Annotated in this window: 10 protein-coding genes and 2 tRNA genes; 7 read left to right on the top strand and 5 right to left on the bottom strand. The window is 40.5% G+C overall.

What is annotated here, in order from left to right; all coding sequences use genetic code 11:
- Window positions 1–271 precede the first annotated feature (271 nt).
- From VM932_RS15045 to sppA, 3 genes are read right to left on the bottom strand one after another with little or no spacing between them, the layout of a single operon-like run.
- Window positions 272–2977 carry an AsmA-like C-terminal region-containing protein gene (locus tag VM932_RS15045; RefSeq protein ID WP_326279828.1) on the bottom strand — a complete coding sequence of 902 codons (2706 nt, stop codon included), beginning with the start codon at window positions 2975–2977 and terminating at the stop codon, window positions 272–274.
- A 36-nt stretch (window positions 2978–3013) separates the two neighbouring features.
- Window positions 3014–3721 carry a queuosine precursor transporter gene (locus VM932_RS15040; protein ID WP_326279826.1) on the bottom strand — a complete coding sequence of 236 codons (708 nt, stop codon included), beginning with the start codon at window positions 3719–3721 and terminating at the stop codon, window positions 3014–3016.
- Between the two features lie 40 nt (window positions 3722–3761).
- Entirely contained in the window at window positions 3762–5522 is a 1761-nt protein-coding gene (gene sppA, locus VM932_RS15035; protein WP_326279824.1) for a signal peptide peptidase SppA, read from the bottom strand.
- Window positions 5523–5591: 69 nt separating this feature from the next.
- On the opposite strand from sppA, the gene folK reads away from it, so the two are divergent.
- Window positions 5592–6737 carry a 2-amino-4-hydroxy-6-hydroxymethyldihydropteridine diphosphokinase gene (gene folK, locus VM932_RS15030; protein WP_326279821.1) on the top strand — a complete coding sequence of 382 codons (1146 nt, stop codon included), beginning with the start codon at window positions 5592–5594 and terminating at the stop codon, window positions 6735–6737.
- A 115-nt stretch (window positions 6738–6852) separates the two neighbouring features.
- Here the strand turns inward: folK and VM932_RS15025 are convergent, their stop codons facing one another.
- Window positions 6853–7392 carry an RNA methyltransferase gene (locus VM932_RS15025; protein ID WP_326279819.1) on the bottom strand — a complete coding sequence of 180 codons (540 nt, stop codon included), beginning with the start codon at window positions 7390–7392 and terminating at the stop codon, window positions 6853–6855.
- A 430-nt stretch (window positions 7393–7822) separates the two neighbouring features.
- Between VM932_RS15025 and mutS the strand changes: the two genes are divergently transcribed.
- The 6 genes from mutS (at window position 7823) to VM932_RS15000 (ending at window position 13020) form a co-directional block, all read left to right on the top strand.
- On the top strand, window positions 7823–10405 hold the full coding sequence (gene mutS, locus VM932_RS15020) for a DNA mismatch repair protein MutS (protein WP_326279896.1): 2583 nt from the start codon (window positions 7823–7825) through the stop codon (window positions 10403–10405).
- A gap of 75 nt (window positions 10406–10480) precedes the next feature.
- Window positions 10481–10553, top strand: a tRNA-Gly gene (locus VM932_RS15015).
- 56 nt (window positions 10554–10609) lie between these two features.
- Window positions 10610–10695: transfer RNA gene (locus VM932_RS15010), tRNA-Leu, on the top strand.
- Between the two features lie 319 nt (window positions 10696–11014).
- Window positions 11015–11215, top strand: coding sequence for a helix-turn-helix domain-containing protein (locus VM932_RS16800; protein ID WP_108244864.1), 201 nt, complete (start codon window positions 11015–11017; stop codon window positions 11213–11215).
- Window positions 11216–11218: 3 nt separating this feature from the next.
- On the top strand, window positions 11219–11623 hold the full coding sequence (locus VM932_RS15005; protein ID WP_326279817.1) for a hypothetical protein: 405 nt from the start codon (window positions 11219–11221) through the stop codon (window positions 11621–11623).
- Between the two features lie 98 nt (window positions 11624–11721).
- Entirely contained in the window at window positions 11722–13020 is a 1299-nt protein-coding gene (locus VM932_RS15000; RefSeq protein WP_326279815.1) for a hypothetical protein, read from the top strand.
- A gap of 307 nt (window positions 13021–13327) precedes the next feature.
- Here VM932_RS15000 and VM932_RS14995 read toward each other — a convergent pair whose 3' ends face one another.
- Window positions 13328–14596: a hypothetical protein gene (locus VM932_RS14995; RefSeq protein ID WP_326279814.1), complete on the bottom strand. Its 1269-nt coding sequence runs from the start codon at window positions 14594–14596 to the stop codon at window positions 13328–13330.
- Window positions 14597–14747 lie beyond the last annotated feature (151 nt).

The raw sequence follows: 14747 nt of genomic DNA, 5'->3' as shown, positions 1-14747 counted from the left end.
ACATCCTACTCAACTGCCATCAGAGAACAATATGCTCATGTTCATCCTAACAGGTATAAAAACGGAGACAACCCATTACAATCCTTTAATGCAAAGTATAGATGGGATTCTGAAAACCATAGATACCAAAATAAAGGAATAAAAAAGAGGCCGTTCTTGGCTTTGTCGGGTTGACCCCTTCGACTACGCTCAGGATAAACTAAAGTCGAAACCCAATGATTATCAATACATTTTAAATTTCCGACTGCACTTAAACTGACAAATAACTGTCTTATTGGTTTACCGTATCCTTTTTCTTTTTGCCGAGCAGTCCGCCCAAAATGGATTTCGCGGCATCTTTTACTTCGTCCTCCTTTTTGGCCTTTGTGCTATCCGTTGCAGATGTGTCCTTTTTGTCTCCCAATATATTCCCAATGGCTTCCTTAACCCCACCGGACTTGGTCGAAGTCGTATCGGTTTCATCTTTTTTAAAGGCATCGGATAAAAGGTCTTTTGCCTTGTCCTTGCCTTTGTTGATCAATTTTTGTTTTTGCATTTCCACCAACTTGGCAGTCAATGTTTTTACGCTCGACGTTAAATCGGTACTTACAGATGGATTGGTGAAATTACCTCCAATATTTGCGGTTACGGGGACCGTTACCTCTCCCACACTGTCATCGTTCAATTGGGCGATGAGCTTGTTCACTTCGGATCCCAAGTATTTGGCAGGTACATTCAAAGTGGCCGAGTAATTCATTTGCTTGTCGAACGAGTGGCTTCCATTTACATCAATGGCAATATCCTTGTAATTTAAGGTAAAGGGTTTCACTTTAACCGAACCATTGTCAAAAGTCAACGCAGTTTTAAGCCCGTCCAAATTAATTTCCTTGGTATTTAAAAAACTAAGCTTACTGTCCAAAGCCGATACCAAGGGTGCTTTTTGGGTGTCTACCGTTGGATTTAGGAGCTCTGCCAAAAGGTTACCGGAGATGGTGGCCAAGTTCGGCGTAAAATCATCTTGTAAGTTACCCGATATTTTTATGTCCGAATTGAGCTTCCCGTTCAATGCACTGGCCAAAGGCGTCAATACTTTAAAAAGTTCCAATCCTGCAAAAGATTCTCCAATATTGAAATTGTTCATTCCAAGACTCATATCAAATGTTGAGGCCTCTTGCTTGGTTGATACAGACCCCGATAAGCCCAATGTGCCCCCGAATAAGTCCGAAGTAAGGTTTTTTACCGTGGCCGTTTCATCTTTGATGACCAAGGTACCTTTAACGTTTTTCAGGTTAAGGTTATCGTACACCACCGTATTGGCAACAGCCTCGATGGTACAATCCAAAAACGAGGGTATTTTGATGCGTTCCTCCCCCGTTGGGGCCGATTTTTCTTCTTCTGAACCTTCCGTTTCCACCGCTTCGGTTTCCTCTACCATAAAATCGTTCAGGGCAAACTGATTGGAAGCCAATGTAAAGTTTCCTTCAATATTTTCATTGTTGAACATAAAGCCCAACAGATTGGTCAATGTTCCTTTGGCATCAAAATCCGTACTTCCTGTTCTTCCTTTAAAAGAATTAAGGGTTACCGTATTCGGGTTGAAGGTGACCGCGGCAGTGTTGATAGTCACCGGATTTTTAAGTTCTTCCGAAGCATATTCAAAACCAGATACCGATGCTTTTCCGCTGGTCTTGGTATTCTGGTACTGCTTTTTTTCCAAAGAAGCCATGTCAAAGGCCGTGGTGACGTCGGCACTCAATATTCCTTTAAGATTATAATCATCCGGCACGGGATAGGCTTTGGAAATATTCGCCAAGTTGATTTTACCATCCATGTGGGCATTTACCTTGGTATTGCCCATTAATTCGCGGATTTTTGCGTTCAAGTTGAATTTATCCTCATCAATAAGAAAGGACAACCTGTTAATGTTCACATAAGTGTCTTCGGTGATTCCCGTTTCGTTGTTGATTTCGGTATCGATATACACATTGCGCACTGATTTGGGCAAATCTGGATATTTGAACGATGCATTGTCCGAGTTGATCGCAATTTTGAAGGTTGGAATATGTTCATCATCCACCACACCCTTAAATTCACCCCTCACCTCAAAATTTCCAGTGGTCTGTACGTTTTCAATATTTGAAGCATAGGCTTCAGGAATTACGGCCAAAAAGTTTTTGAAGTCCGATGATGGTGTCTCAAAAGTTATATCCACTTCTTGATTGTCTTCGTTGACCTTCACAAAACCATCAAACACCAAGGGCAATTGGTTGATCATGGCCTTGTTTTCCAAAAAAGTGTATTTGTTCTCGCTCAAATCAATCCCGATCAGTGCATCCAAATTGATTTTGTTCTTGTTCAGGTAACGCGTACTGTCCATTTCAAAGGACACCAAAGCATCGGTAAGGGTCTTCAGTTCCGATTTTTCCAAGGAAAGATCGCCCGTTCCCGAATGGTTCATCTCGGAAATGTCCAAGATCATTCCACTGGCCAAATCCTCATAAATAATTTGGGAATTGGTTATGGCGTAGGAATCCATGTTCAGCGTAAAATTATTGCTGGATGCCTCGGAAGTTGTTGAGGCTGTTTCTTCACTTTCTTTGGCAATATCGTAGTTTGCGTTGCCTTCGGCATCCGCTTTGATGTGCAGCTTGGCACCATCAATATTCAGCGTTTTAATCACAATAGGTTCATCGGCAGATTTGAACAGTTCTTTGATGGACATGGCCAACGCAATCTCCGAAGAGGAGAACAAGGTATCGCCCTCAAAAGGAGCCTTGTTGACCAAAGAGAGTTTGGTCAGTGCAACATTCGCATTCGGGAAACTTCTGAGAAGACTAAGGTCTGCCTTTTCGAAATCCAAGGTCGCATTTATGCTGTTGTTTACTTTTGTTTTGATGATTTCTTCAATTTTACCTTGAAGAAATAACGGGACGGCAATGATTATTGCTAGTAGGACAAGTAGGGTTATTGCGGTAATTTTTAGGACTTTTTTCTTCATACTTGTATGTTTTACAACAAATTAAAGGAGAAGTTGTCAATCCAAAGAAATTTCTTCCCCTATTTTTAAGTTAAATCTTTTTCGCATAAGATATACGAAAAAATAGAGCAAAGGGGTGTCGAGCAGGGCAATCATCATCTTAAAAATAACACCGCTGATCAACAATCCGTAGAATTTATCCCAAGGAAGCACACCAAAAATGCACAATAGCCCTACAACCGTAAAAGTATCTATAAACTGGGATGAAAAGGTTGAAAAATTGTTCCTGAGCCATAACATCCTACCATTTGTGATCCGTTTCCAAAAGTGATAAATGGTAATATCGATGTATTGAGCCCCTAAATAAGCCAACATCGAAGCCAATACACCAAGGGGCGACAAACCAAATACAGCAGTAAAAGTCGCATCATCCACAGGTGATGTTGGTATAGCGCTGGAATAATTGGCCAACAAAATGATGCCCATGGAGAAAATCGAGGCAAAAATACCTGCCGTTACCACCTGATTGGCTTTTTTTTGCCCGTAAATCTCGGAGACCAAATCGGTGATCAAAAAAGTGATTGGATAGGGTAAAATTCCCACCGAAAGTTCAAAAAGCGGTGCCCCGAAAACGGTAACATCCCCAAAGGGGTTCCAAGAGAAAAACTTTTGGAAGATAAGGTTGGACACCACCAAAGAGGTGATGAACAATGCTCCTAGGTACAGATATATGGAAAATGCTAACTTCTTGTCCTTTTGCGTCATAAATAGTTTAAAAGTTCAATAAAGAACTATTGTAATCGACTTATTTAATTTTTAGACTGAACGGCATCTTGGCCTGGACACCTTCTTGTTTGGTAAATTGCTTGAACTCCTTCAAAACTTCGTAGGCTTCCGTACCTATTTCCTCTTGTATGATGGACTCTCCCAATTTGGCCTTAACCGACCCAAAATCTTCCATAAACCGCTCAAAATCCGATTTGTACTTGGGGTATTTACGGACGCCATAATCTTTTAAGCCGACCATATCGGCAGCGGCGGCAATAGCATCGTCCAAACTACCGAGTTCGTCCACCAAGCCCAGTGCTTGGGCATCTACCCCGCTCCAAATCCTGCCTTGGGCGATTTCGTTTACGCGTTCCACAGGCATATTTCGGCCTTTGGATACGCGGTCCAAAAAGGTATCGTAGGTTTCCTCAATACTTTCTTGCATAACATTGCGAAAGGAATCGGTCATGGGTTCAAAAAAGGAATAATCCACAGAGTTTTTATTGGTACCCACTTGCTCCGCATTTATCCCCATATTTTTTGCTAGCCCGTGAACGTTGGGAATGGTACCAAAAACACCTATAGATCCTGTAATCGTAGTAGGTTCGGCAAAAATCTTATCGCCCCCCACGCCGATATAATACCCACCGGAAGCCGCTACATTTCCAAAGGAAACCACCAAAGGCTTTTCTTTTTTGGCCAATTGTATTTCCCTCCAAATAATATCGGAGACCAAGGCACTGCCTCCCGGCGAATTTACACGCAGTACAATGGCCTTAACACGCTCATTGTCCACTGCTTTATGCAAAGCATCCACAATAAGGTCTTGCCCTATGTAATCTTTTCCACCTTCGCCACCCAGAATCTCTCCTTGGGCATAGATAACGGCTATCTTGTCCGCCCCTGTTCTGATGCTCTTTTTGTTGGCTTTCTGCACATAATCCCTAAGCCCCACGTAGTTTAGTTCATCATCTTCCGACACCTCCATTTTTTCCTTGAGCAGCCCCTCGTACTCATCGTAATGCAAGGCTCCGTCCAAAAGTCCCGAAGCTACCGCATACTCCGGTGTTCTTCCTCCAAGGGTATCGGCGATGATGTTCAAGTTTTGGTGGGTAATGTTCCTTGATGCTGAGATATCGTCCACGATAACGTTCCAAATAGAAGTGATCAGTTCCTTGATCTGGGTACGGTTTTCTTCGCTCATGGTATCGGAAAGAAAGGGCTCCACGGCACTTTTGTACTTTCCGTGTCGGATGACTTCCATTTTAATCCCGGATTTTTCCTGAAGTTCTTTATAAAAAAGCACTTCGGTGGCCAGTCCCTTAAAGTCCAAAACACCAACAGGATTAATGTACACCTCATCGGCTGCACTTGCCAGATAATAATCCCGCTGCGCATACACATCGGAATGTGCCATTACAAATTTTCCGCTCGATTTAAAATCCAACAGCGCTTTCCTAATTTCTTGGGTTTGGGCGACCCCTGCCATCAAATATCCTGTGGTGATGCTAATACCCTCTATGTTATCATCGTTTTTGGCGACTTTGATGGCGTGCAAAATTTCATCCAAACCGAGTTCTTCACCACTAAAGGCAGCAAAGGGGTCGGTCTCATCTTTTCCTGTGTAATCCAAAATAGGCCCCACAAAACTGAGTTCCAGAACAGAGTTCTCCTTTACCACAACACCATCGTCCACACTTCCCATTAGGGCCAAAAAGATGAAGAACATCCCCGTCAATATTCCAAATGCCACCAAGCTCCCCAAAATTGAGGCCAGTAGGTTTCTTAAAAACTTCATTCGATAAAATTTAATACGCCTCAAATATAACCAATGTAGTATTGTTTTGTTTACTTTGTTTATTCGATTATGGGCAGAAAGCAAAAGGTATATCTTTCATTGGGCAGTAATTTGGGAAATCGCCTTGCGAACCTCCAAAAAGCCATTTTTCGCATTGAAAAGGGAGTGGGAAAAATCTTGGATATATCCTCGGTTTATGAAAATCCTGCAATGGGCTTCGAGGGCGATCAATTCCTAAACATTGTAATATCGCTATTAACACCGTTCAACCCCAAGGAGTTGTTAAATGTTTTGTTGCAGATTGAAAAAGAGTTCGGCAGAATCCGTTCCGCAGAAGGAGGATATAGTTCGCGAACTTTGGATATCGATATTATTTATTTTGGATCAGAGGTCATAAATAATGATGATTTGGTGGTTCCACATCCGCAAATGCAGCACAGAAACTTTGTTTTGAAGCCTTTGGGAGATATAGCACCACAATTTTACCATCCTGTGCTGTACAAGGACACCCGAAATCTTTTACAGGAATGTAAGGACAATAGTAGGCTCTCCAAAACCAAGCACAAGCTTTTTAAAAATCGGTCAGGACTTTTTTCCCAATTGCAGCTTATTGCCATTGAAGGAAACATTGGCGCAGGAAAAACCACCTTGTCCAAAATGATCGGCAATGATTTTAATGCCAAATTGGTATTGGAACGTTTTGCGGACAACCCATTTCTCCCCAAGTTTTATGAAGACCAAGCACGCTATGCATTTCCTTTGGAAATGTCCTTTTTGGCGGACAGGTACCAGCAATTTATGGATGATACCTCACAGTTTGACCTCTTCAAAAATTTTATGGTGAGCGATTATGACATTTTTAAATCGTTGATCTTTGCCAAGATTACCTTGCAAAAAGAGGAGTACAATCTATACCGAAAGGTCTTTAGCTTTATGTACAAAGAAGTAAGAAAGCCAGAAATATATCTCTACCTCTACCAAAATACCGAACGGTTGTTGGCCAACATAAAAAAAAGGGGGCGTGATTATGAACAGAACATAGACCCTGTTTACCTAGAAAAAATCAACCGAGGGTACCTTGATTTCATTAAGGGAAACCCCAATCAAAACAGTGTGATTGTGGACATGGGCGAGTTGGATTTTGTGCATAACCCAGTCGATTACGAATTCATTTTAAAAAAGCTGGAGGACAATATACTTTCGTTAAACATTTAAGAGAATTTTTGGAAAATGTTTGGATATAACGAATGGTTTTATTTTATTAGCACCCTCAATTCGGGAAACTAACTAACTCAGACTTTATATATGGCCCTGTTTTTTCAGGGCCTCTTTATTTTTGGGCATTTAGTTTGGACCAAATGTCCCATACCACTACCCCCGTGCTTACCGAGATGTTCAAAGAATGTTTAGTGCCGAACTGGGGGATTTCCAAAACTGTATCACTGGCATTCACTACTTCCTGTGACACCCCTTTCACTTCATTTCCAAAAATCAAAGCTATTGTTTCATCTGGTTTAACTTGGTAATCGTTGAGCATCACGGCATTTTGGGCCTGTTCCACCGAAACTATCTTTACACCCCTCTGCCTCAAGGCCCCAACAAGCTCCAATGTATCTTCTTTATATTCCCATTCCACACTTTCGGTAGCGCCCAAAGCTGTTTTACGAATATCTTTATGGGGCGGTGTGGCCGTAATTCCACAGAGATAGATTTTCTGTACCAAAAAAGCATCTGCAGTACGGAAGACGGAACCGATATTGTTCAAGCTACGGACATTGTCCAAAATGATGATGATATGCGATTTTTTCGCTTCCTTGAAACTGGCCACATCCAATCGGTCCAGCTCGCTATTTTCCAGTTTTCGACTCATTTTTTAAACATTGGGGCAAAAATATCAACAAAAATTTTTGATGGGTTATGAAAACAATATATTCGTTTCAACAACATATAGAGTTAAGGTGTTTGACAAAACACTTGGCAATAGTTTTTGTCACCTTGAGCGCAGTCGAAAGATTCACAAAAAACATCGCGACTGCCCGTACAGGGCAAAAATAAGAGAATAATTCGCCTAAGGCTTGTCTTTCCTGTGAAAACAGGAATCCATCAAACTAAGATTCTATAGATTCCGCATCGTGCTTTGACTACCTGCGCGCCCGACAGGCGGGCGCTCAGCAACCGTGCGGAATAACAAAATGTCAATTAAGAGTTTGTACAGTCCTAAAATGGATTTAAAATGTTTTATCAATAGATAACTGATCGCTTTGGCACCCAAGAAAAAAATAAAGAAAGTAACCCCGTTGATGCAACAGTACAACGCCATTAAGGTAAAACACCCTGATGCCCTGCTACTGTTCCGTGTTGGGGATTTTTACGAAACCTTTGGAGAAGATGCGGTAAAGGCCGCCAAAATACTGGGCATTATACTTACACACAGGAACAATGGCGGCGACAAGACAGAATTGGCAGGCTTTCCGCACCATTCACTGAACACCTATTTACCAAAATTGGTGAAGGCTGGACAGCGCGTTGCCATTTGCGACCAATTGGAAGACCCAAAACAGACCAAAAGCATTGTAAAACGAGGGGTTACCGAGCTGGTTACGCCCGGGGTTGCGTTAAATGACGATATTTTGACCGCGAAGAGCAACAACTTTTTGAGCGCCGTTCACTTTGGAAGAAACAAATTGGGGGTCTCCTTTTTGGATATTTCCACAGGGGAATATCTAACGTCCGAAGGGTCGGTGGAACAGGTGGACAAACTGCTTCAGAATTTTTCGCCGAACGAAGTATTGGTCTCCAAAAACCATAGAAAGGATTTTGTGGAATGCTTTGGCAACCAATTCCACAGCTTCTTTTTGGAAGATTGGATTTTTCAGGAAGATTACGCCAAGGAGAGCCTAAACCATCATTTTGGTACAAAAACCCTAAAGGGTTTCGGTATTGACCACCTTAACCATGGCATTGTTGCATCAGGAGCGGTACTGCACTATCTCTCCGAAACCCAGCATAGCCGATTACAGCACATCAATAAAATACAGCGTATTGCCGAGGAGGAATATGTTTGGATGGACCGGTTTACCATCAGAAACCTGGAACTCTACCATTCCTCGCATCAAAATGCAGTGACCTTGTTGGACATTATCGATAGGACCATTTCCCCAATGGGCGGGCGACTGCTGAAAAGATGGTTGGCTCTCCCCTTAAAGAATGTTGAAAAAATCCAGCAGCGGCATCAGGTTGTCTCTTATTTGAAGAATGAAGATGAACAACTGAACAAAATTCAAGGCTACATTAAACAAATGGGGGATTTGGAGCGATTGATCTCCAAATTGGCCACAGGGAAAATCAACCCAAAAGAGGTGGTTCAGCTTAAAAACTCACTGGAAGCAGTCGTTCCTATCAAGCAATTGGCCCAAAACAGCACCAACGATTCCCTCAAAAATATCGGTGGGCGTCTGAACGACTGTGATGTCCTCCGCTCCAAAATCAAAGAAGTGCTCAACGAAGAGGCTCCTGTGAACATTGCCAAGGGCAACACCATTGCCCAAGGCTATTCCGAAGAGTTGGACGAATTACGTGGACTGGCTTTCTCCAGCAAAGATTACTTGGACAAAATGCTGGAGCGCGAAACCAAGGAAACAGGCATTACGTCCTTAAAAATTGCTTCCAACAACGTATTTGGTTACTACATCGAGGTTAGAAACACCCATAAGGACAAAGTACCTGAAAGTTGGATACGCAAACAGACCTTGGTAAACGCGGAACGCTACATTACCGAAGAGCTAAAGGAGTACGAATCCAAGATTTTGGGTGCCGAGGAACGCATCTACCAACTGGAGCAACAACTTTTTGAGCAATTGCTCGTCTGGATGCAGGAATATATTGCTCCTGTGCAGCTGAACGCTCAACTTATCGCCCAACTGGATTGCCTTTGCGGATTTGCCCAATTGGCCAAGGAAAACAACTATGTGGCACCGGTCGTCAACGACTCCACCGACATCGATATCAAAGAAGGAAGGCATCCTGTTATCGAAAAGCAACTACCGATAGGCGATGCCTACGTGACCAATGATGTACTCCTGAACCGTGAAGAGCAACAGATTATTATGATCACGGGGCCGAACATGAGTGGTAAATCGGCTCTGCTTCGACAAACCGCACTTATTGTCCTTTTGGCACAAATGGGAAGTTTTGTCCCTGCCACCGAGGCCAATTTGGGGGTGGTGGACAAAATATTTACGCGTGTGGGAGCTAGCGACAACATTTCGATGGGTGAATCGACCTTTATGGTGGAAATGAACGAGACAGCTTCGATTTTGAACAACCTTTCGGAGCGTAGTTTGGTGCTTTTGGACGAGATAGGTCGGGGAACGAGCACTTATGATGGTATTTCGATTGCTTGGGCCATTTCCGAATACTTGCACGAGCACCCCGCCAAGGCAAAGACCCTGTTCGCCACGCATTATCACGAACTTAACGAGATGACCACTACGTTTTCCCGGATCAAAAACTACAATGTATCGGTAAAGGAATTAGAGGACAATGTACTTTTCCTTCGAAAATTGGTACCGGGCGGAAGCGAGCACAGCTTTGGAATCCATGTGGCAAAAATGGCGGGAATGCCCCAGCAAGTAATCCAAAAAGCGAACAAAATCCTTAAAAAACTGGAAAAATCGCACTCCAGCGAAGAGATGACGGATAAACTGCAAGCATCCCAGAGCGAGATGCAGCTCAGCTTTTTCAATTTGGACGACCCACTGTTGGAAGAGATTAAAGAAGAAATATTGCACTTGGACATTGATACACTGACACCTGTGGAGGCTTTGATGAAATTAAACGAGATCAAACGACTCTTGGGCAAAAATAAAAAGGCTTCTTCCTGAAAAAATTCTTTCATTTTAAAAGAAATATTATAAATTTGCATCCGCGCTTGGGAAAAGTGCATCGTTCATTAAAATGCGAAAATAGCTCAGCTGGTAGAGCATCACCTTGCCAAGGTGGAGGTCGCGGGTTCGAATCCCGTTTTTCGCTCGACTTCGACTCCGCTCAGTCACCACGGGTGGAGTTTTTTTTTACATAAAAGTCCTGCTCGAGTGGTGGAATTGGTAGACACGCCGGACTTAAAATCCTGTGGGCATTATTGCCCGTGCGGGTTCAAGTCCCGCCTCGAGTACATCTAAACCCTGTAGACCTAGTGTTTATAGGGTTTTTTGTTTTTGCTTCCTTGCACTTTCCTTGCATTTCTAAAAAAACTCCTTAGACCTATCAAATTGACCAAGACTTTTGATGTGTCCCTGTTTCAATTCAAAATGAATTATTTCTCCTTTTTTAGTACTGTTAAAATCGCAGAGTTGTTACAATTCATAATATGTATGAAACATATTTTTATACCGACATTCCTAAATGATATAAGTATGTAACACATTCTGCACTAACGTGTTGCTACTTGCCAGATGCTTGTTCGAGCATAAGTTTACCTCAGATTTTAAAAAATGTTCGACATGAATTTCAACAAAACTTCAAATCAAAAAAAGGTCTTTGTAACTAAAAAAGAGGCTGCAGAACTATTAAGATGTGATCAAACTTCTATTGATCGCTGGGCCCGGGCCGGAAAATTTCCCAAATATGGAATCGGAGGGAAAATTTTATTTCGGCTGTCCGATATAATGGATTCACTGGTTAAAATAGATTAGGCTATGAACACTTATAACGGAAAAACATTCGTCCAAATCACTTATCACAGAATCGCCTTGTCTGGCGGCACCGCAATTTATAGATACGATGATGGTTTAACAATATTTGAGCCCTATTTAAAAACCACACGAGATACAGGGAAATCAAAAGCCAAATGGGTGAGGCATTGGTTATCCGAATCCAAGGATCCTTATGATTATGACCAACCAACCACGGGAATGTTCAATAGTGGGGAGCCCCGATTTATGTATGGTGATTTGAACCAAAAAAAGGATTTGGTCATTTTTGAACTGTGGGAGATGGGGAACGTTTTAAAAATCTATTTCTTTCCAAAGTTCTACCCCAAAAACGCTAGGGGTTTCACCAAGAAATTTGCTATCAATCAATACAAAAGAAAAGGGGTCTAAGTTTATTAGCCCCCTTATCTATTTTGTTCAAAAATGTTATCAGCATAGACAACGGAATAAAGATAATGATTGATTACGTTAAAATGATAATTACCAACATGGAGTCCATAAAAAAAATTTGGACCAACCCGTTGCTTCATTTTAACAGCGAACTCTTAAAAGTCGAATTGAATACTGGTGAAATACTAAAAACCGAAACAAAGAATTATGAAGGTATTGAATTCATTTTAGTGCCTCATTCACCGCAAAAATCAGAAGAGGGAACTGAACGCTTAGAAATACGTTTTAAGCCTCACTATTGGTTCAATAATGACCAACACAACGCAAACGATTTCACACCTTACCAAGCAATTGATACAATTCAAAGGTTCATAAGCCTTTTTCACATACATCATCTTGAGCATTTTAAAGTGGTTAATCTTGAATATGGCCTAAACTTTATCCTAGACGGTTATGGCAAAGAATTGATTTCCTTTCCAATCTATCATATCAAAAATGAGTTTAATCGCGACAAAGAAAATTATTATAGTAAAAAGGCTTACTCAGTAAATAAAAAGGGTAAAGCAAACGACAAGTATCTACTTTTAAAATTCTATTCAAAGGGTTTTCAGTATCCAGAATATTGCCATGAGGACACTCTTCGTTTTGAAGTCAAAACTAAACGCTCAAAAAGAATAAACCCATTGGGCATATTTCATTTGGGGGATTTATTGAACATCGAACCATACTATAAAATGAAGGCTGATATAATTGCGAATGCGAGAATGGTGTTGATCATTGACACAGAGCCCAGTCTAAACAATTTAAACAACAGAGAGGCAAACAAGTTAAAGGAGTACTCAAACTCTTCCTTCTGGTTCAACACCCTTAATCAAAAACGACCCAGCGCATTCTACGAAAAAAAGAAAACCTATTTAAGTTACTTGGACAAATCAGGCAACAACCTCAACAAAAAACTCATAGAATCGATTGAAGATAAATTAAACACACTCTTTGACGAAAACCGTATGATTTCCGCACCCCTAACCAAAAATGAAAACCGTATAGTTTCCCCTATGTTAAAGGGAGAAATCATACCGGTTTCACATTCTAGAATTTGCCCTATAACTGGCCTATCTTTAGAACACGAGAAAGAAGGTGCAAAATATGCTCTTACCACCACCTTTAAACAACTCCGCAAAAACAATCCTGAAAAGTTCGCAGAGGTTTGTTCTATACTACTTTCTAGGACAAATGGAACTAGGCCCAAACACAACCCAAATATTATTTCTCATTTGGCTAAGCAAGTCAGGAACGGAATCACCAATTCAAATCAATCTCGACAAATAGGCTATAACAAAAAGAAACCGCCTAACAACCAATTAGGGATTTTCCCATCAGAAGAATCTTCCGATTAAAATAAATGGTTGTGAGTATTAGATGCAAACTATAGTTGTTCATCAAAGAGACTGATAGGAACGGATTCAAAAACCCAAAAAAAACCAACACCTAAAACCTAATCAATACCCGTGGGGTCGAGAAATCCGATTTTCTTAATACGGAAATTCCCGTGTTATATGTATTACCTCCCAAGGGTACTATCGTGTGCAATCCACATATTTGTTATTAAGTAGATACAACTGAGTGCCTGAAAAAATGTATGTGTTTTGAATAAATTCATAAAAATGCTAATTGCTAGATGCCTCATTTTAGAAAGGCATACTTTTAATTATTGTCTATACTAATATTATTATTGATATTGTTGTCGCCCATATCTTCCATCGTGATAGGAATAAACGATTCAGTAACATTGCCTGATCCGTCAATCAATTTGATTGGCACCCTATTATACCCTCCATCTAAATACACACTTTTTTTAAAATAGATTTCTTCACCAATTTTGAAGTCTACTTTTTTATTGTCAATATAAATGGATTTAATATCACCATACGCCCTACCTACAAATGGAACCTTAAATGGGCTCCAACCAAAAAATTTCTCAGTATAAAGACATACAATGCCCTCATAATCCGGGTTATTTGGCTCTGAACAATATTTAGAATTGGAAAATCTAGGAGGAGCAGTATCAGATATAAATGATGCAATCTGTTGAAATGTATACTCCCCAAATTGGTTGATATTTATCAAGTAAATCCCTATTAAACCCACATAATCACTTGATGAATTGTAATTAATAAAATATCCGCCACCATCCTTATTTCCGGCCCAATCAGATTTAATAGAGTCGAGCCTTGTTTCAACATAATCTGAAATTATCTTCTCAATGTCTACACCAATGTAGTGACTATTATTAATTGCCGGATATCGTCCAATTATGGTATGCTTAAAAATTGTATCAGTCGTCAAATTGAGATTGATTTCAAATTGCTTCCTTACTGGTTTTAGGCTCTTAACTCTATTAAGGAGATGGAGACCTTTTTGATTCAATCTTAATACTTCGCTTAGGAAGGCTATTCTATGAATAGTTCTATCCTCATATTTAGGGAATTTTTTTCGCACCTCAATTATTTGCTTTTGAAGTGGCGAAATTAAATCGGCAGTTCCTTCACCGAAGGATATCGATAATGGTTGTGAGATCGGAGGAAGACGAAAAGCCATGGGAATTGAACTATCGATAACGATTTTTTTCCTTTCGTTTGACAAAACAAAATCCAATTTAATATTGCCTTGCTTAACTAAATCAGCAGAAAAATCAATGGTTTTTTCTTTAAGTTTTCCAAAATCAATTTTGACTTTTTTAAAAATTGGTTTAGAGTTAGAGGTAACCGAATCTTTTGCAAGGAACTCTCCGTTGTACCTTATTTCAATGTCATAATTAAGTTTTTGACTGCCCTGAACACCAACCTCGATTTCTACGGTGTCCAATACACCATGTAGATTTGATTTATCTACAATAATTTTATGATCTGAATAGTCATTGCACGAACTTAGTAGAATAACCAATATTACAGTTTGAACAATAAGGTTTTTCATTTTTAAACAAATTTCTAACGGCACTTTAAACAAAAAGCCCCCATTTAGGCGGGGGAATGGTAATGTACAAAAAATAATGTTTTTCCAACTTTTGAATCAAATTGGGTTCAGGTCTTTGATATGCATTATAGGATATATCTATTATATTTCT

Origin of the sequence: Flagellimonas halotolerans (assembly GCF_035818535.1) — a bacterium.
GTDB lineage: Bacteria > Bacteroidota > Bacteroidia > Flavobacteriales > Flavobacteriaceae > Flagellimonas > Flagellimonas halotolerans.
This window is presented reverse-complemented; position numbering and strand designations above follow the sequence as displayed.